Annotated in this window: 22 protein-coding genes; 7 read left to right on the top strand and 15 right to left on the bottom strand. The window is 64.9% G+C overall.

Features of this window, described 5'->3' with window-relative positions:
- Positions 1-114: 114 nt before the first annotated feature.
- Positions 115-543: a desampylase gene (locus BM286_RS13550; protein ID WP_092923507.1), complete on the bottom strand. Its 429-nt coding sequence runs from the start codon at positions 541-543 to the stop codon at positions 115-117.
- Positions 544-627: 84 nt separating this feature from the next.
- Between BM286_RS13550 and BM286_RS15690 the strand changes: the two genes are divergently transcribed.
- Positions 628-804, top strand: coding sequence for a hypothetical protein (locus tag BM286_RS15690; protein WP_158293689.1), 177 nt, complete (start codon positions 628-630; stop codon positions 802-804).
- A 302-nt stretch (positions 805-1,106) separates the two neighbouring features.
- Here BM286_RS15690 and BM286_RS13545 read toward each other — a convergent pair whose 3' ends face one another.
- From BM286_RS13545 to BM286_RS13530, 4 genes are all read right to left on the bottom strand, one after another.
- Positions 1,107-2,018 carry a sulfite exporter TauE/SafE family protein gene (locus BM286_RS13545; RefSeq protein WP_092923504.1) on the bottom strand — a complete coding sequence of 304 codons (912 nt, stop codon included), beginning with the start codon at positions 2,016-2,018 and terminating at the stop codon, positions 1,107-1,109.
- A gap of 3 nt (positions 2,019-2,021) precedes the next feature.
- Positions 2,022-2,303, bottom strand: coding sequence for a hypothetical protein (locus BM286_RS13540; protein ID WP_092923499.1), 282 nt, complete (start codon positions 2,301-2,303; stop codon positions 2,022-2,024).
- Positions 2,304-2,306: 3 nt separating this feature from the next.
- Entirely contained in the window at positions 2,307-2,738 is a 432-nt protein-coding gene (locus BM286_RS13535) for a hypothetical protein (RefSeq protein ID WP_167603411.1), read from the bottom strand.
- A gap of 130 nt (positions 2,739-2,868) precedes the next feature.
- Complete coding sequence (locus BM286_RS13530) at positions 2,869-3,384, bottom strand: redoxin domain-containing protein (RefSeq protein WP_092923497.1); 516 nt, start codon at positions 3,382-3,384, stop codon at positions 2,869-2,871.
- A 179-nt stretch (positions 3,385-3,563) separates the two neighbouring features.
- Between BM286_RS13530 and BM286_RS13525 the strand changes: the two genes are divergently transcribed.
- Complete coding sequence (locus BM286_RS13525; RefSeq protein ID WP_092923494.1) at positions 3,564-4,349, top strand: TSUP family transporter; 786 nt, start codon at positions 3,564-3,566, stop codon at positions 4,347-4,349.
- 38 nt (positions 4,350-4,387) lie between these two features.
- Here the strand turns inward: BM286_RS13525 and BM286_RS13520 are convergent, their stop codons facing one another.
- Together BM286_RS13520 and BM286_RS13515 are read right to left on the bottom strand one after the other, a co-directional pair.
- Positions 4,388-5,926 carry an ATP-binding protein gene (locus BM286_RS13520; protein ID WP_092923490.1) on the bottom strand — a complete coding sequence of 513 codons (1,539 nt, stop codon included), beginning with the start codon at positions 5,924-5,926 and terminating at the stop codon, positions 4,388-4,390.
- A gap of 155 nt (positions 5,927-6,081) precedes the next feature.
- Positions 6,082-6,705 (bottom strand): cysteine hydrolase family protein, encoded by a 624-nt coding sequence (locus tag BM286_RS13515; RefSeq protein WP_092923486.1) that lies wholly within the window; start codon positions 6,703-6,705, stop codon positions 6,082-6,084.
- 148 nt (positions 6,706-6,853) lie between these two features.
- On the opposite strand from BM286_RS13515, the gene BM286_RS13510 reads away from it, so the two are divergent.
- Both BM286_RS13510 and BM286_RS13505 read left to right on the top strand, forming a co-directional pair.
- Positions 6,854-7,213, top strand: a complete 360-nt coding sequence (locus BM286_RS13510; protein ID WP_092923483.1) for a winged helix-turn-helix transcriptional regulator — start codon at positions 6,854-6,856, stop codon at positions 7,211-7,213.
- Complete coding sequence (locus BM286_RS13505) at positions 7,210-8,184, top strand: DUF3179 domain-containing (seleno)protein (RefSeq protein WP_321166304.1); 975 nt, start codon at positions 7,210-7,212, stop codon at positions 8,182-8,184. The genes BM286_RS13510 and BM286_RS13505 overlap by 4 nt, the downstream gene beginning before the upstream one ends.
- Positions 8,185-8,438: 254 nt before the next feature.
- On the opposite strand, the gene BM286_RS13500 is transcribed toward BM286_RS13505, so the two are convergent.
- Positions 8,439-8,678: a glutathione S-transferase N-terminal domain-containing protein gene (locus tag BM286_RS13500; RefSeq protein ID WP_092923481.1), complete on the bottom strand. Its 240-nt coding sequence runs from the start codon at positions 8,676-8,678 to the stop codon at positions 8,439-8,441.
- A 130-nt stretch (positions 8,679-8,808) separates the two neighbouring features.
- Positions 8,809-10,308, bottom strand: a complete 1,500-nt coding sequence (gene merA / locus BM286_RS13495; RefSeq protein WP_092923478.1) for a mercury(II) reductase — start codon at positions 10,306-10,308, stop codon at positions 8,809-8,811.
- Positions 10,309-10,386: 78 nt separating this feature from the next.
- Between merA and BM286_RS13490 the strand changes: the two genes are divergently transcribed.
- Positions 10,387-10,731, top strand: coding sequence for a winged helix-turn-helix transcriptional regulator (locus BM286_RS13490; protein WP_092923475.1), 345 nt, complete (start codon positions 10,387-10,389; stop codon positions 10,729-10,731).
- Between the two features lie 92 nt (positions 10,732-10,823).
- Positions 10,824-11,075 carry a MarR family winged helix-turn-helix transcriptional regulator gene (locus BM286_RS13485; RefSeq protein ID WP_092923472.1) on the top strand — a complete coding sequence of 84 codons (252 nt, stop codon included), beginning with the start codon at positions 10,824-10,826 and terminating at the stop codon, positions 11,073-11,075.
- Between the two features lie 22 nt (positions 11,076-11,097).
- Here the strand turns inward: BM286_RS13485 and BM286_RS13480 are convergent, their stop codons facing one another.
- The 6 genes from BM286_RS13480 to BM286_RS15680 form a co-directional block, all read right to left on the bottom strand.
- Positions 11,098-11,370 (bottom strand): hypothetical protein, encoded by a 273-nt coding sequence (locus BM286_RS13480; RefSeq protein ID WP_092923469.1) that lies wholly within the window; start codon positions 11,368-11,370, stop codon positions 11,098-11,100.
- A gap of 126 nt (positions 11,371-11,496) precedes the next feature.
- Positions 11,497-13,482 carry a thiamine pyrophosphate-binding protein gene (locus tag BM286_RS13475; protein WP_092923466.1) on the bottom strand — a complete coding sequence of 662 codons (1,986 nt, stop codon included), beginning with the start codon at positions 13,480-13,482 and terminating at the stop codon, positions 11,497-11,499.
- A gap of 191 nt (positions 13,483-13,673) precedes the next feature.
- Complete coding sequence (locus BM286_RS13470; protein ID WP_092923853.1) at positions 13,674-14,558, bottom strand: hypothetical protein; 885 nt, start codon at positions 14,556-14,558, stop codon at positions 13,674-13,676.
- A gap of 190 nt (positions 14,559-14,748) precedes the next feature.
- Positions 14,749-15,834: a PAS domain S-box protein gene (locus tag BM286_RS13465; RefSeq protein WP_092923463.1), complete on the bottom strand. Its 1,086-nt coding sequence runs from the start codon at positions 15,832-15,834 to the stop codon at positions 14,749-14,751.
- 235 nt (positions 15,835-16,069) lie between these two features.
- Positions 16,070-16,216, bottom strand: coding sequence for a hypothetical protein (locus tag BM286_RS15685; RefSeq protein ID WP_158293488.1), 147 nt, complete (start codon positions 16,214-16,216; stop codon positions 16,070-16,072).
- An 18-nt stretch (positions 16,217-16,234) separates the two neighbouring features.
- The gene (locus tag BM286_RS15680) at positions 16,235-16,381 is read right to left on the bottom strand and encodes a hypothetical protein (RefSeq protein WP_158293594.1); all 147 of its coding nucleotides are present in this window, start codon (positions 16,379-16,381) and stop codon (positions 16,235-16,237) included.
- Positions 16,382-16,459: 78 nt separating this feature from the next.
- Between BM286_RS15680 and BM286_RS13460 the strand changes: the two genes are divergently transcribed.
- Entirely contained in the window at positions 16,460-17,242 is a 783-nt protein-coding gene (locus tag BM286_RS13460) for a methyl-accepting chemotaxis protein (RefSeq protein ID WP_241989492.1), read from the top strand.

The following is a 17,242-nucleotide window of genomic DNA, read 5'->3' as shown; positions in this document are numbered from 1 at the left end:
GAACGAGCGAGGAGCGCAACGAGGTGCGCGAGTCCTCGCGGCTGGGGCTTTGGAGGTGGTCACCACCGATCCGGAGTCGATGATTTACAAATAGACCTATCACTCGACCCCGTCCTATCGCTCGCTCCGGACCGACACCGTCTCCTGTTCGAACGCGTCCGCGTCGTCGCGCCAGCGCCACGACCCGACGAACGGGTAGCCGTCGAGCGCGCAGATGACGTACGAGCGGTCGGGCCACGTCGCCCGCGCGGCGTCCGTCTCGCTCGGGTGGGTCGGGCCGGTCGGGTGCGAGTGGTAGAAGCCGACCACGTCGAGGCCGGCCTCCTCGACGGTCTCGATCAGCTCGAACTGCTCTTCGGGGTCGATCAGGTACCGGATCTCGGGTGTCTCCGCCACGTTCTCGGCCGCGTACGTCTCCGTCACGACGCTCGGGTCACCGTCGTCGCCGTGTTCGCCGGCGAGCACGCCGCAGATCTCCGCTTCGCCGCCCTCGTACGCCCGGTACACGACCTCGTCGTACGCCGCCCGCGTGAGTTCGATCATGTCGGGAGATGGCGCGACGCCGTCATAAGTCCGTCCGGACCGGCAACGGGCACGGCGCGTCGGAGGTAACGGCAGTTGTCGGGGGTGCGATCCGACACGGACGACCGCGTCCACGTCAAGCACGCCTCGACGACGGAGGCGATCCGGGACTTGGGCTGCGCGCCAGCCGACTCGGACGAGGCGGTAAGGGACTTGGTCGCGAAGACAGGCGAGCCGATAGCCGTCGTTCGGGCGAACATCGAAGAAGACGGTCGAAAGTAACGGGCACCGCCGCGCCGATCGTCCGGGTTAGAACGTGATGATCTCGTAGTCGTCGACGACCGGGCGGCCGTCGAGCGTCCCCCCGACGAGCGCGGGATCGAGACGCTCCCCACGAACGGGCTCGATTTCCGCGACCCGTGGGAAACAGGCTACAGATAGTCGCGTACGAGGAGGTTCAGTTCACGAAAGCCGACCACGTTCGCGGGGGATGGGGCTGTCCGACCTCGGGAAGTCGCCGGCCGCACTCGCGGAACTCGCCGAGAAGGGGATGGCGCCCGAGGAGCGACGCGCCGAACGTACTCTCAAACGCCGAACGTCGTCACGAGGACGATCGCCCCGACGATCCCGAAGACGACGCCGAGCCCGCGCTCCATGAGCCCGCTTGGGACGTGCTTGCCGACGCGGGCGCCTATCGTTCCGCCGACGATTACGCCGGGAATCGACCAGACCACCACGTACCAGACCGGCGTCGCGGCCAGCGCGTGGACGGCGGCCCCGGCGACCGCGGCGATCGCGAGCACGAACACCGACGTGGCGACGGCGACTCGCGGCGGCATCCGACACCGCGCCACGAGCTGGGTCGTCACGATCTCGGGGAGACCGGCGCTGATCAACCCAGTGATCGCCCCGCCGAGCGCCGCGAGGGCGACGCCCGGCGGGCGCCAGCACGTCGGGTAGACGAACCGGCCGCCGTCGCTGGCGTTGACAACGGTGGTACCGCACTCCGCGTTCTTCTTTTCGAGGAACTCGCCTTCGCGCTCGCCGGGTTCGGTCTCCTCGGGGGAGTCGGAGTACAACAGGAACCCGCCGAGCACGAACAGCCCGACGCCGAACCCGCCGCGCAACAGCGTGTCGGGGACGTAATGGGCCGCGAACGAGCCGATCACGATCGCCGGCAGCGCGCCGACCAACAGCCACTTCGCAGTCGCGTAGTCGACGACGCCCTGCTTGACGTACGACCGGAGACCGTTCCCCATCCCGAACACTTCAGTCATCAGGCCCGCGCCGACCGCCTGCGCGGGACCGAGCCCGACGGCCAACAGGAAGAACGGGCTGAAGAAGAGCGCGCCCGAGACGCCGGCTGCGATGGCGACCATCGAGAACAGTATCGACGCGGGGAACACCCACCAGTGATCGAGGATTCGATCGAGCGACACCGTCGAGAGCAGCGGCAGCGGGTCGACCCCGGTCGCTAGTGCGAGTGCGCCTGACATTGCTTACTCCGGATGGTGAGCGCCGTGTCCGACCCACAGCAACAGCAGATGCGTCGCGATCGCGAGCGGGAGCCAGCCGACCGGCAGCGCCGCCGCGACGGGATCGACCGCTCCGACGACGTACGCCGTCGGAAACGCGATCGCCGTCCAGAACGCGGCGCGTCGAACGGTCGCTTCTATTCCGCGACCGACCGCCGATCCGGCCGCCGCGGTACAGCTGCGGACCGGGCGGTCGTCGCGCAGGCATCCCGGGCGAGGACCGTCCGCGTTCGTGTTCGTGCCCACGTCTTACACCGGGAGTAGCGCGATTCCCGCGCCCAGTACGACGCCGTAGACGACGTGGAAGAAGCCGAACGCAGCCATCGTCTTCGGGTCGGGTTCCATTGCGAGGACGATTCGCATCCAGAACATCATTCCGCCGACCATCAGGACGAGCCCGAAGGCGAGCCCCCACAGGACGCTCCCGACGAGGGCTCCGGTGCCGACAGCGAGCCCGAGTGCGGTCGCACCGACCGCGAAGGCGGCCCCCGCGCCGACCCCGTACAGCATGTGGAGCAGCATGCCCTGTTTCATGTACGCCTCGGGCCCCTCGTCGCCGACGTACTTCGCCCAGAGGGCAGCAGTCGGCGGCGGCGAGTCGTCTCCCATCGTCATCATGAACATCGTCATGACGACGGTCGCGATCAGTCCAGCGATCAGTCCGGTGAGTATGCTTACCATGATGTGTAATACGCGCCGGCGAGCCGACGCAGGTTACCTCTAGTAACCCAGATGCGAGACTATCGGATAAAGACGCGCGAACGGACGGGTAACCGAGTTACTGGTCGGTAATGGCTGTCAGCAGTTGCGCTCACAGGTACGACTTCCCGTCCGGCAGTTCGCACTCGTCACCGTGACACCGCGCGGCGTGTTCGACGGCTTCAAGATCCGGTTCGTCGTCGGTCTCCTCGCTTCGCCACGCGTACTGGACGGTGCGGTCCGGATCGACCACGAAGACCGCCGAACGCGCGACCCCGCGGTGGTCGTCGATCGCGTCGGCGCGCACGCCGTACGCCTCGGCGACACGGCCGTCGCTGTCTGAGAGCAGCGGGAAGTCGATGCGATGCTGTTCGGCGAACGCACGGTGACTGTAGACGCTGTCGGTGGAGATCCCGAGGACGACGGTGTTCTCCAGCAGCGACAGCGCCTCGCTGTCCCGCAGCGTACACATCTGGCTGGTACACACCGGGTGGAAGTCGAACGGGTAAAACACCACCACGACCGCCCACCCGTTATCGGCGTACTCGGCGAGGCCATGCGTGTCGATCCGTCCGCCGCCCGCACCCGGGAGTTCGAACGTCGGCGCCGTCTGTCCGGTTTGGAGCATACTTGAATAACGACGGCCGACGGGTATGAGCCTCGGCCGATCGTGCGGAGTGATTGCACACACCACATCACGCGTCCGACCACCCGAGCGCCGCCGTCGGAACACGGCCGACCTCGCGCCTGTGTCATGGCACTACACAGTCAGCGGTTATTTATGAATAACCGCGTCATCTCAGGCGTATGACGCTCGCGCTCTCGGTCGAACTGGCGGCAACGATCGCCGTCGTGGTCGGGGTCGCGGGCGCCGTCAACGGGGTCGCAGGGTTCGGATTCGCCGTCGTCGGGACGATGGTACTCGCCGCGACACTCGATCCCGCGACCGCCGTCACGTTCATGATCATTCCGATGTTCGCCGTCAATCTCGCGCTCGTCGGCGATCTCACCCGCGAGGAGCTCCGCACGTGCGGAACCCGATTCGCGCCGCTGCTCGTCGCCGCTCTCATCGGCACTCTCCTCGGGATGGCGCTCCTCGACCGGCTCCCGGAAGCCCCGCTCCGGATCCTGCTCGGGTTCGTCTCGCTCGGCTTCGTCGCGACGAATCAGCACGCCGTCCCGTTACCGTCACTCCCTGTCGTGAGCGAGCGGGAGTTCGCCGATACGCCGCTCGTCATGGCGGTCGTCGGCGTCGTCTCCGGCGTCCTGTTCGGCGCGACAAACGTCGGAGTCCAGCTCGTCGCGTTCGTGCGGAGCTTCGACCTCTCACACGGGCTGTTCGTCGGGGTCGTCGCGCTCGTGTTCGTCGGCATCAACGGCCTCCGAGTCGGCGCTGCTGGAGCGCTCGGACTGTACCCGGATCTCGGTCTCGTCCTCGCGTCGGTCGCCGCCGCGGTCCCCGCCGTCGCGGGGGTCGCGGTCGGAAAACGCCTCCGCGAGCGCGTGAGCGAACGCCTCCGGCGCGGGGTCGTCCTCGGACTGTTGACGGTCATCGGTGTCCGGCTGATCCTCGGCGGCGCGGGGATCGCCTGAGAGGCGCTCCGACTTCCGGCGGAGGCGACTCGGAGCACTCAGTTACGCAGGGCGGCCAGCGTCCGGTCCCGGACCGCTTGCCGGTCGGGAAGCGGCGGAAGCGTCGCCGAGAGCGCGCCGACGAGTCCGCCCCAGAGGAGGTGACCGACAAGAGAGGCCGGGCTGAGGTTCGGGAGCGGGGTCGCGATCCCCACGACGTTCAACCAGAGGCTCATAACCACCCCTGCCATGACGAACCACAGGAAGAGCCCGTACCCGACCCCCGCGGCGACGCTGGCTCCGAGGGATTCACCGAGCAGCCTGCCGGGCACCTCGGAGCGGACCACGGTGAACACGGTCGCGAACACGGCGCTGTGGAACAGGTGCGCGACCCACCCTACCGACGAGACGGACGCCCCGTACAGCGCGCCGATCACCGGCAGCGTTCCGGTGGTCGCCTGAAAGAACGCGCCCATCGCGACGCCGGCCGCCAGCCCGATGCCGAGCGTCCGCCACAGCGTCCCGCTCGCGAGTCCCGGCGTGTCGCCGGCCGTGCCGGTTCGACCGGTCCGCGGGAGCCGCACCCGGAGGCTCGTCGCTTCGCCGGTGTCGTCGACGCCGATATCTCCGCCGTATCTCCCGACAAGAAGCCGGAGGACCGGGACGCCGTAGTCCACGTCGTTCCGCTCCTGTTCGGGAATCCCCTCGACGAGCACGTCGCGCTCGCGAGCGCTGAGCCACGCTCCGGGGGCCGTGACGGACAGTTCGACGTATCGGTCCCCGACGTCGACGGCGAGGGGATCGGCGCCGGTGTCCGCCCAGTCAGGGAGTGCGACGAGTTCGTCGAGCAGCCGGTCAACGTATCGGTCCGCTCTGATCGTCACCGACGGAACCGCCACCGCCGACGCGTCTCGATCGGTGCGCTCCGCATGCCTCCGGATCGCTTCGTCGAGCCGTATCGGCTCTAGCCCGCTGCCGCCGTCGACGGTGCCGACCGTGAGAAAGCGCGTCTCGTCTACCGCCCGTTCGATCCGCGCGATCGCGTCGGTGATCGCCGTCTTGCTCCGATCGGCGGTCCCTTCGCGCTTCTCGAACAGGATCTCCGAGTGGCCCCGGAGGATCGTGACGGAGTTGCGGACCTCGTGTCTGAGGATCCGATTGAGGAGCCGCGCCTGCTCGATCTGCCGGTCGACCGTGGCCTGCCGTCGGTCCGTCTCCGCGCTGCGGACCCCGACGAGCAGTCCCGCGCCGCCGCCGACGATCCCGACGGCGGCAGCTGTGGCGGTGGCGTCTCCCGACGACGACGCGATCAGCAACGGTCCGAGCACGAGTCCGACCGCAGCGGCGCCGCCGAGGAACCAGCCGAGGACGGTCCGGGTGTACGTCCGGTCTCGGGCGCTGACGGTGAGGTTGATCCCGTACAGGACGACGCCGAATCCGACCGCTAACACCAGTACCGCGCTCATCTCCATCGCGAACCCCCGCTCTGTCACCAACAGGTCGGCGACCGTCCCCCGCGTCAGCGCGAACGCGACGACCGCTATCACGACGCCCTCGAATTTAAATGCGAGACGGTCGTTCGGAGACGGCCGGTCCATACGTTCGATTACTGTCCGTTTGTAAAGAGTTGTACTGGTTGTGTGACTCGACCGCGCTACCTCGTGAGGAGTCGCATCTGTCTGATGTCTGTCGACCACCGACGACTAACGTGTGGAAAGACGCCGCGTAGCCGAGTTCTCTTACGACGCTGCCCCTACTCCGCCGCCGCCAGCCGCTCGACCACGTCGTCGGTCTCGGCGGTCTCGTGGGCGATGAACCCGTAGTTCGTGAGCGCCGCCTGAAGCGCCTCCTCGCCGGCGGCCGCCGTGGCGTCGGTCACGGTCAGCACCTCGAAACCGTTCTCGACGGCGTCGCGCAGGTGTGACTCCACGCAGAGATTCGCACACATCCCTGCGAGCACGATCGTATCAATGCCGCGCTGCCGGAGCTGGATCTGCGCGTCGTTGCTCCAGAACCCGGAGAGCTGCTTGTGTGGCGAGAGGACGAACGTGTTGTCGTCCGGTTTGAGTTCCGGGACAAAGTTGGCGCCGTCGCCGGCGACGTCGAACATTCGCGTGTCGAACATGATCTGATCGATGGTGTTCAGGTGTTCCCAGCTCTCGTACTCGGCCTCCTCGTACTCGTGCGGCGAGTAGAATACGGGCACGTCGCCCTCGCGGGCGGCATCGCGGAGTCGTCGGATCTTGTCGACGACGGCGTTCTCTTCGACGGTCTCGCCGACCTTGTCCCACACCACGCTCTCCGGTTTCAGGAAGTCGATTTGCGGGTCGGTGATCAGGACGGCCGTGCTGTCGGCATCAATTTCGAGTTCGCTCATGGTTACCTACAGTAACTTAGTATGGATAGGTAATTGAAAAGCTCACGCGAACGGACGGGTAACCGGGTAACCGATTGGTATCCTTGGTTTCGTTTCCTCATCTGGTTACCAAACGTATCTTTATTTTCGTGGCGACCGTGGACCCGGTATGAGTACCGATTCCGAACCGTTAGAGGTGTGGTGTGCGGGCAGCGAGTGGTGTCCGATCACGACGACCGCGACGCTGATCGGTAAGAAGTGGCATCCCGTCGTCATTCACCGACTCTTGGAGAATGGACCGCTGGGATTCAACGCGCTCAAAGAGGAGGTAGACGGGATCTCAGGGAAGGTCCAGTCGGACGTCCTCGAAGACCTCGAGGAACACGGGTTCATCGACCGGACCGTCGTCAGCGAGAAGCCGTTCCGCGTGGAGTATTCTCTGACGGACCGCGGGCGGTCGCTCGAACCCGTGATCATCGCCATGCGCGACTGGGGGCGAGAACACCTCTCCGCTCCGGAAGACCAGTGAACGACTCGAACGAGTCGGTTATGAACGTGATTTCAGTCCTTCCGAAGGACGCGATCCCGAGCATCGACGACCCGACCTTCGGCGACGAGTACTTCGGTGAGCCCGACGACGAGGTACTCGTCGTCGAGCCGGGCGACAAGGGGGCGCCCGCCCGCGCCTACCCGATTCGGATCCTCAACTACCACGAGGTCATCAACGACGCCGTCGAGACCGCCGACGGCGACGCCGATCCGATCGCCGTCACCTGGTGCCCGATCTGCGGGAGCGGCGTCGTCTACGACGCGGCCGTCGACGGCCGCCGGCTCACCTTCGGCGTCTCGGGGAAGCTGGCCGACGACGACCTCGTGCTGTACGACCGCGAGACCGACTCCGAGTGGAAGCAGTCCACCGGCGAGTGTATCGCGGGCGAACTTGCCGGCGATCGACTCCGCGTTCGGCCGGGGCCGATGACGACGTACGCGGCCTTCCGCGAGGCGCATCCGGACGGGGTCGTACTCCAACCGGAGTCTGAGGGATCGGCCGCCGCGAACGGGTATGACACCTCCGGATACGAGACGTACGAAGAGCGCGAGGCGTTCGGCCTCCGCGGGATGCGTGGCGAGGGCCCGGAGCGCGAATGGAATCGGGATGACCTCGACCCGAAGACGGTCGTTCTCGGCGTGACGCCGGCCGACGGCGGCGCGCTTGGCTTTCCGCGTCCGATCGTTGAGGCGGCCGGCGGCGTCGTGGAGGCAACGGTGGGTGAAGCTGCTGTCGTTGTCCTTGCGACCGACGACGGCCTCCACGCCTTCGAGCAGCCGGAATTCGAACTCCGACTTGAAGACGGCTCGGTCAGCGGTGATGGCGTGACGTGGGCACTCACAACGGGCGAAAGTAACGACGGTCGCCGGCTCCGGCGCGTCGAAACCCGCCGTCTCTACGCGTTTGCGTGGCAGGACGACCATGGACCGCGTTCGTTCTACTCGTTGTGAGCGTATCGCGATGCGTAATCGTCGGACTGTCGCGGGTGGCGCATTTACACGCCATATGTAATATCGGTTAAATCGTAGTTTTTGATAGAGGAATCAGGGGCACACGCTTCCCTCCTCTCCCCCATGACCAATAATCCACCCTCGCTTGGTCATTGTCCTACCTACCCGAATGCGACGATTGAACCGCTCATCGTAGTGGTGTCCGAAAACGGCGCCTGGAGGAACACCGTTTCCGACGGCCTGCTGAAACCGCCTCAGGCGTACGTGTTCTCGAGATAGGCGACGATGTCGTCGCTCTCTGCCAGCCCCTCGATTCCGTGTTCGGGGTCGACGAGCACCGGTACCCCGGACTGACCGCTCACCGATTTCACCTCGAATCGGAGAAACCGAAAGGGGAGTACGTTATGCGGCTCGTATTCCAGATCTAGTTCGTCGAGCTTGTTTTCGACCTTCGCACAGTACGGACAGCCGGGAAGCCGATAGAGTTCCAACATTCGATCTTGGTATAGAGTGATCGCAGCGTTTTAAACAGTCTTGGCGGATGTGAAACGAGTTCGCACGAGCGCTCCGGCTGTCAGAACAAACAGCTCAGAACGGTGTGTTCGACGTTTGTTTTGGAGATCGCTACTCGATACAACAGCTCATCTTCGACGTATCTCTCCGGAACGCCTGACAGGCCTGTTTGAACGCTTCGCTGAACGTCGGGAACGGGTGGACGGTGTCGATGATGTCGCCGACGGTGAGACCGAACTTCACCGCCAGCGTCGCTTCCACGATCATGTCGGCGGCACGGGGGCCGACCGTGTGGACGCCGACGATCTCGTCGGTCTCGTGGTGCTTGACTACTTGAACGAGACCATCGGTGTCCTTGACGGCTTTCGCCCGTGGTACATCCTCCATCTGAACAGTCCGGCACGAACATGTCCCGTGCTCCTCCGTGTGCTCCAGTTCGGTCGTGCCGACAGCAGCGACCTCGGGGCTGGTGAAGACGACTGCGGGAACCGCGTCATAGTCGATGCTGACGGCCTCGTTACCGAACGCGTTCCTGACGGAGTGATTGCCCTCCTTGGCAGCAACTGTCTCGAGTTCAGGCTCGCCGATCACGTCGCCGGCCGCGTAGATGTGGGAATTCGTCGTCTGGAAGTGCTCGTCGACGTGAATCCTTCCGTTGTTGTCCGTTTCCACCCCTACTGATGCGAGACCGATCCCATCGCTGTTGGGCTGGACGCCGGTCGCGACGAACAGCGCGTCGCCAGTGATCGTTCGTTCGGTGCCGTCGACGGCCGTCTCGACGGCGACGCCCGACTGTCTCGTTTTGATTCCACCGGCGGCTGCTGGCGTCCGGACGCGCTGGAAGTCGTTGCCAGTAATTACCTCGATGCCTTCCTCCTCGAACGCGCGCAGCATCTCACGCCCGAGTTGTCCTTCCATCCCGGAGAGGACGTGCTCGGAGCGCTGGAGGATGGTCACGCCGACGCCGACACGGTGGAGGATCTGGCCCCACTCCAGCGCGATGTAGCCGCCACCGAGTATTACGATACTCTCGGGGAGATCGCGCTCTTCGAGAATCGTCTCGCTCGTGTAGTAGTCGACGTCGTCGAGGCCATCGATGGGCGGTGCCCACGGTGAGCTTCCGGTCGCGACGAGCGCCTTTTTTCCGGTGATGCGTGCGCCCTCGTCGGCGCCGTCGACGACCTCGATAGTCGTGTCGTCACCGGACTGCGTCCGGTTGCCCGAGGGACTGCGTCCCTCGCTGTCGACTAACTGGCCGTACCCCTCGTAGATGTCGGTCTCGAAGTGCTCGGCGACATCGACGTAGTTCTCCTGCCGGAACCGTTCGACAAGTGCGTCGGTGCCGTCGAGTGCGTCGGCCCAGTCGACGGTCGGCTCCTCAAGGTATCGAACGGCGTCGAAGGGATTCTCTGCCGCGGCAGCACCGTTCTCAGCGACGGCAAGCAGATGCTTACTCGGGACACAGCCGACGTTCACGCAGGTCCCGCCGATAGGCAGGCCGGTGTTCACCATTGCCGTCGTGAGGTCCCGTCGACTCGCTTCGGTGATCGCAGCGAAAGCTGCGGCGCCACCGCCGAGAATCACGAGGTCGTATTGGGGGTCGCTAGTCACGTGTACCCTTACTTTACAACAGGAAGCGTTTATACTTCGGAGTCCAAAGCTATGGAGTAAGTTGGAGGCTACAAAGCTATGGCAGATACCACCGCAGACGCTCCCGCCTGTGATGTTGACGGCACGTGCTACTGTCCGCTCACGGGTGTTATCAGCACACTGAGTCAGAAATACGCGATACAGCTCGTCAGCATCATCGGGGCGCACGATTCGCTTCGCTTCGCGGAGATCGAAGCACACCTTCCGACGGCGAGTACTTCAACCATCTCGAAACGACTCGACGAATTCGAGGAGGCTGGTCTCGTCTCTCGAACCCAGTATAACGAGATCCCGCCTCGCGTCGAGTATGCCCTCACTAAGGACGGTGACGAGCTACGGGCGCGGCTTGAACCGCTCCTGGAGTGGGCAGCGTCGACGGAGTGAGACAAACCGCGTCGGTCGCGGTGCTCACCTGTGTGAATTGATCGCACAAACGCTCGAAGATTAAGACGTTCGTCCGGCTATCTCCACCTGTGATGCCGGACGACACCACGATTTCGGCGCGGTCGGCGCCCCCGGAACTCCTCGACCTCTCGCCCAGCGCCAAGCTGGTCGCGAAGACCCTCGAGTACGAGGGCGAGAGCACGCAGTCGGCCCTTGCCGAGTCGACGCTTCTCCCCCCGCGGACCGTTCGGTATGCGCTCGATCAGCTCGAAGAGGCCGAAATCGTTTCGTCACGAATCTCGTTTGCCGACGCCCGAAAGCGGATCTACTCGCTCGAACTATAGGCCTGAGCGATTCGGCCGCGCCCTATTTACAGTCGGTTTCGCAGTCGTAGGTCCTGCTGTACACCCAGTATCCGCTCTCGGACGGAGGCGTCAGGGCCGCGAGATCGAGCGACACCCGGAGGTCGTCCGGGGCGTCGTGCGTCTCGACGAACCGCCAAGCGCCGTCCGGTTCCTCGAGATCGACGCGATACTGCCACACGTCGACGCCTCGAGCGTCGACGTGGATCGCGTAGGAATCGGGGACGGCGGTGTCGCGGTTCGGGACGGGCCTCTCCCGAGCAGTGTCAGTTCCCATGCCCGATACTCTCTCACTAAAAATTAATACGTATCGCGTCCGGTCACCGGCCGAACACGCGAGCGGTGGATTTATTTATCGAATCCAGGCGTCTCGGAGACCGCAGCTACGTATCGAGACGGGCGTTCACACCGGATCGGCATCGGTGAGGATCTCGACGAGCGCGGGACCGTCGTGGGCGATTGCGGTTTCGAGTGCGTCGTCGAGGTCGGCGGGGTCGTCGACGAAGAGACCGAGGCCCCCGCAGTTCTCCGCGAACGCCGCGAACTCGGGGTTGACGAGGTCGGTCTGCCAGACATCCCAGCCCCCGGTCCGCTGCTCCTTACTGATTTTCCCGAGTTCGTCGTCGTTCAACAAGACGTGGGTAACGTCCATATCGTACTTCACCGCGGTCGTGAACTCGCTCATGTACTGGCCGAAGCCGCCGTCGCTGGACACCGAGACCACCTTACGACCGCTGAACTCCGACTCCGGCTCCTGGGTGGCTGCCCACGCGCCTAGGGCCGCTGGGAACGCGAATCCGATCGATCCGAGGTACCCCGACATGAGCACGGACTGGTGTTCCGGCTCGAAGTACCGGCCGAACGCGTAGGTGTTGTTCCCCACGTCAACGGGGATGATTGCGTCGTCGGGAACGAGCCGGGTCATCGCCTCGAAGGCCGTGGCGTAGTTGACGCCGTGTTCCGGTATCCCCGCTCGCCGGCTGGCCTTCTCCTCACGCCAAATTGCCCAGCGGTCGGTGATCTCTTCGCGCTGGCTCTCCGCCTCAATTTCGTCAAGTCGCTCGTGGAGTTCGTCGACGGTGACGCCGATCTCGCCCCACACCGGCACGTCGATACTGTGGAACTTCCCGAGCGTCATCGCGTCGTAGTCGACGTGGATCGTCGGCTTGTACTCCGCGATGCCGGTGTGGTTCGAAAAGCTCGCGCCGAAGACGGCCAGTAAATCCGCCTCGTTCATGAAGTGGCTCGCAATAGGTGTCCCACTCCGGCCAAGGACGCCACCCGCAAGCGGATGTGAGTCGGGGATCTGTCCCTTCGCTTTGAACGTCGTCAGCACGGGACACTGTAGCCGCTCGGCCAGGTCGACGATCCCGTCCATCTCGAATCGGGCCCCGTGACCGACGACAATCACTGGCCGCTCGGCGTTCGCGAGGAGATCGGTCGCGTCAGCGAGCGCGCTTTCCGGTGGCGTGATGTCGCGGTCCGTGATCCGTCCCTCCGGGTCCCCGGGATCGACGCCCTCGGCCGACTGGGTCTGGATCTCGTCGGGGAAGACCAGATGCGAGACTCCACGGTCAAGAATCGCGGTCTTGGCCGCCCGCGTCGCGAGTTCGGCGTGGTCGCTGTCGGGGAGGACGGTCGCCTCGAACTCAGCGACGTCGCCGTAGGCCGCCTCCAGATCGACTTCCTGGAAGTTCCCTGTGCCGAGCACCTGCGACTCGACCTGTCCGGTGAGCGCGATCGTCGGCGAGCGGTCAACGTTCGCGTCCCACAGTCCGGTGAGCATGTTCGTCGCACCGGGGCCGGCGATGGAGAAGCACGCCGCCGGGCGGCCGGTGAGCTTCCCGTACGCGGAGGCAGCGAACGCGGCAGCCCCCTCGTGGCGGACGCCATAATATGCGAGGTTTCCCCCGGCCGCTTCGCGGCGGAGCGCGTCGGCGAGCCCGAGATTCGAGTGTCCGACGATCCCCCACACTTGCCGGACCCCCCAGTTGACCAGCGTCTCGGCGATCACGTCCGACACCGTCCGCTCGTGCGGCTCCTCTTCGGGGAATCCGACGTAGATCCCATCGTCGCGCACTTCTACCGGGAACGTCTCGACACAGTCGTCGTGGGATCCGGGTGTTTTCCCCGTCAGCGGGTCGAAGTCCCAGCCGTGCCACGGACAGCGGAGCAGTCCAGTCTCGATAGATCCTTCGCCCAACGGCCCACCTTGGTGGGGACAGCGATTGTCGAGCGCGGCGTACTCACCATTCTGGTGCGTCATCGCGACTGTCGTGTCGCCGCAGCTCACCGCCTTCACCCGTCCCTCCGGCAGCTCGTCCGGGTCGAGCGCTTTGTACCAATTCGTGTCGCCTGCCGCCCCGGTCGAAGTCGAGTCTCTACTCATGACGTCATCCGGCGCGCCGCAGTAAATTAAGTGTGCGGCGGCTGTTCGGTTCCATTATCCACACGCGGTATATCATTTGTATGTGCCGAATGGCCGAACAAAAGTCGTTTTCAGCGGCGTACCGCCCCGAGGAGGTTTCTAATTCGCCTCCCGCCGTTCCCGCCAGTACGGGGCTTCCGGAGGACTCTGGTTCAGGGAAGTAAAACAACCTCACCGGTCGCGGCCGCGACGATTATAAGATAGAACGTCGTCCCGAATGCCGCGCTTGCGGCGACAACCTGGTCCGAGTCGCGGTGTGGCAGCGTCCGCCGGATGACCGGCAGGTCGCGGAGCTCCGGCCGGGTCAGAATGTGGTTCATCGCGACGCCGAACGCGGCGACCAGCGGCGGGCCGAACGCGATGCTGTTAGCGAGCCGGAGCAGCCATTCAGTGGTCACGTCCGTGAGCGACACCGTCGCGACGGGGCCGAGGACCGATGCCGGGGCCGGGAGGAAGGAGATCGCGCCCCCGTAAGTCGCGTAAATGAACACGGCCCCGCCGGCGGCGATCGCGAGGAGTTTGGCGGCTGAGCGGTACCGCGGCGACAGTACGCGCGGAAGCACGAAAATCCCGACGAGGAGGACGGCGTTCATCCCGACCCACGGCCCGAAGTTCTGAATCGCGAGTGGAAGCCCAGTCGCGAGGATACCCAGACTGACCCAGTCGAGACTCATCAGCTCCGTTGTCGGACACGATCCCGAAAGCACCTGTGCCCGATGGACGGGATGAGCGAGGTGAACGGTCAGTCTCGTAAGCAAGAACACCGGCACGAGAAGCACGTACGCGAAGAGACGAATCTGGAGTCCGGCCGTCGTAGCGACTGCGCCGACGGCGGCCGCGGTCGAGAAGTCGAGCACGCCGTTGACGAACCAGAAAGTCAGGATCGACGGCGCAAACAGACACCCGTGTAAGATCGCGGCGAGGTGCCCCGAGGAATACGAGAACTCCTGTGAGAGGAGGTCGTCGAGACTCGAGCGGAGCCGCCGCCCGATGTCGACGAACCGAGCGGCTCGACTCGACGCGTCGGCGTCGCTCACCGTCGGCACCCGCTCGGTTTTTGTGGCGCTGTCTCTGAGTCCATGGCCGACCAGTCACTGGAAGCGGTTCCCGGGCCGCGTTCTTGGATGCCGTCTCGGCCACCTTGCTCGGCATCGGAAGCGCGTGAATGGCGCCGGCCACGTCGTTGACGGCCTCGCCGGTCCGCGTCGAGCCGTGCGAGCTCTCGCATTAGCGGTCGATCCCGTCGATCTCGAACCTTGCGCCGCCGTCCGCAGACTCCTCGACGCCGATCTCCCAGCCGTGTGCCTCCGCGATTTCGGCGACGATGGCCAGCCCGAACCCGGTTCCGTCCCCCGTCGTCGTGTGACCCCATTCGAAGACGTCGTCCTCGTCGTCAGTCGGGACTCCCGCCCCGTCGTCCGCGACGTAGAAGCCGTTCAGTTCCGGCCCGTCGAGTACACCGACCCGAACGGTCACCGACGGTCCGCCGTGGTCGCGGGCGTTCTCGAAGAGGTTCACGAGCAGTTCGTGAAGGCGGTCTCGGTCGGCCCGGAGCGTCGTCGACGATTCGACCTCGAGGCTTGCCGGCGCCATGTCACAGTCGGCCCAGACGTTACGCGCGATCGCGTCTAAATCGACATCCTCCCGCTCGTGAATCAGATCGCCTTCTCGGGTGAGCTGGAGGAGCTCCGACAGCATCTCTTCCATGCGGTCGGCGGCGTCCTCGACCGCGTCGAAATGTTCTGAGTCGCCGGTCTGTCTGGCGAGTTCCGCGTGCCCTTGAATGATTGAAAGGGGGTTTTGGAGGTCGTGTGAAACGATACCGGCGAACCGGTCGAGCCGTTCGACCTTCTGCTCCAGCCGGCGCCGGGTTTGAACGCGTCCCGAGATGTCTCGGAGCATCGCGATCATCCGTCTCGGTTCGGCGTCCGCCGCACCCGCCGTCGACTCCAAGGCCGCCCCGGAGACTTCGGTGGGGACCTTCTCTCCGTCCTTCGTCAGACACGTGAGATCGTCTGTGAAGCCGGTTCCCTCGCTTTTGACCTGCGAGATGAACTCCTCTCGAACCCGGTCGATATCGTCCGGGTGGATGTCCTCGGGATCCATCGAGAGCAGCTCCTCGCGGGAGTACCCCAACAGTTCGCACGCGCGTGGATTGACGTCGACGAACGACTCGGTCTCGAAGTCGACGATCATGACGGCGTCGTTGTTGTACTCGAAGACCTTTTGATATCGCTCTTCGACCGATGCGGGGTCCCCACCGGTTCCGCTCGCCTCAATGCCTTCGCCACCGTCCGTTGATTCGTTGCCCATGTGTCGACTGTCCAGTTTGCGATTCTGGTGGTCGGTTCGACCGGTCGGACCCAAACGGCGGTCGGACAGTTGCGGCCGAAGTCCGTTTCCGCCTCTCTATGGTTAGTTACTGCTCCGATGATATAATATTTCACTGGTCGGACGCAGGGGACATCGGACGGCTCTCGTGTGCCGGTGCGCTCGGCGATGGGCCGGTCTTCCTCGGCGCGCGCCGCGGCGACGCAGACACGACAGGTTACTCTGGCTTCCGCGCGTCCGCGTCGACGAACGTCTCACAGGTGAGGCAGTACTCGCGCTCCGCTTTCAGTTCCGAGGGCTCGATGATCGCGAGCCTGCTTTCCGTCTCGTCGCCGCAGGTCGGACAGGTAGCGTCCCCGCTCATAACTCGATCTGAATGGGTTTACGCTTCGTCCCCGAAGTTCTCTTCGTAGGCGTCGGGGTGATTCTCCTTGGCGTGGTCTTTCAGTTCGTCGAGCGTGTCGAACGTCGCGCCGCAGTCACACGCGTGGATATCGCCGTCGTCGTGGTCGTGATCGTGGTCTGACATCGTCTCTGATAATATGCGGACCACGATTAAATAGCCCCCGCGGAAGTGTACGCTAACCGCCTCGGCGGGAGCACACTCATGAGTCGACAATCACGCGATCGCAACGGAAGCGGAGGGTCGGACGGAACGGCCGATTCGGAGGGGAAGGCGCCCCTCTCGACGCTCACGGCCGAGCACGCGAAGCTCCTCTCGGAGATCGGGACGGAACTGAGCGAGTCGAGCGACGCGATCGAGTCGCTGTCTCGCGGTGCCGCGGAGGCGAACGAATCAAGCTCCGACACAGCGTCGCTGGCGGAGACGGCCCGAGGGTCGGCCCGTGAGGCGAACGCCGACGTCGACGAAGCCAAGGCCGCGGCGGCCGCGGCCGAGGAGAAACTGGAGTCGCTCCGCGAGACGGTCACCGAGATCGACGACATCGTCGCGATGCTGAACGAGATCGCCGACCAGACGAACATGCTCGCGTTGAACGCCTCTATCGAGGCCGCCCGCGTCGGCGAGGCGGGCTCGGGCTTCGCCGTCGTCGCGGACGAAGTCAAGGACCTCGCCGAACAGGCTCAGGAGCGCGCGACGGAGATCGAGGCGACCGTCGAGGAGGTGCGTTCGACCGCGGACGAGACGATAGACCAGATCGAGACGGTTGACGTGCGCACTGACACTGCCGCAGCGTCGATTACGGACGCGGTCGACGATCTCGACGGAATCGCCGACAGCGCGGTTCGAACCTCCGAGAATGTCGACGAGGTGAGCGAGACGACACAGGCGTACGCGGACGACCTCGACCACATCGCCAGGGACGTGATCGACGCGATCAGTCAGGCCAACGAGATCGACGAACGGACGGACTCCCCCGCGGAGCAGTAA

Origin of the sequence: Halorubrum sodomense (assembly GCF_900111935.1) — an archaeon.
GTDB lineage: Archaea > Halobacteriota > Halobacteria > Halobacteriales > Haloferacaceae > Halorubrum > Halorubrum sodomense.
This window is presented reverse-complemented; position numbering and strand designations above follow the sequence as displayed.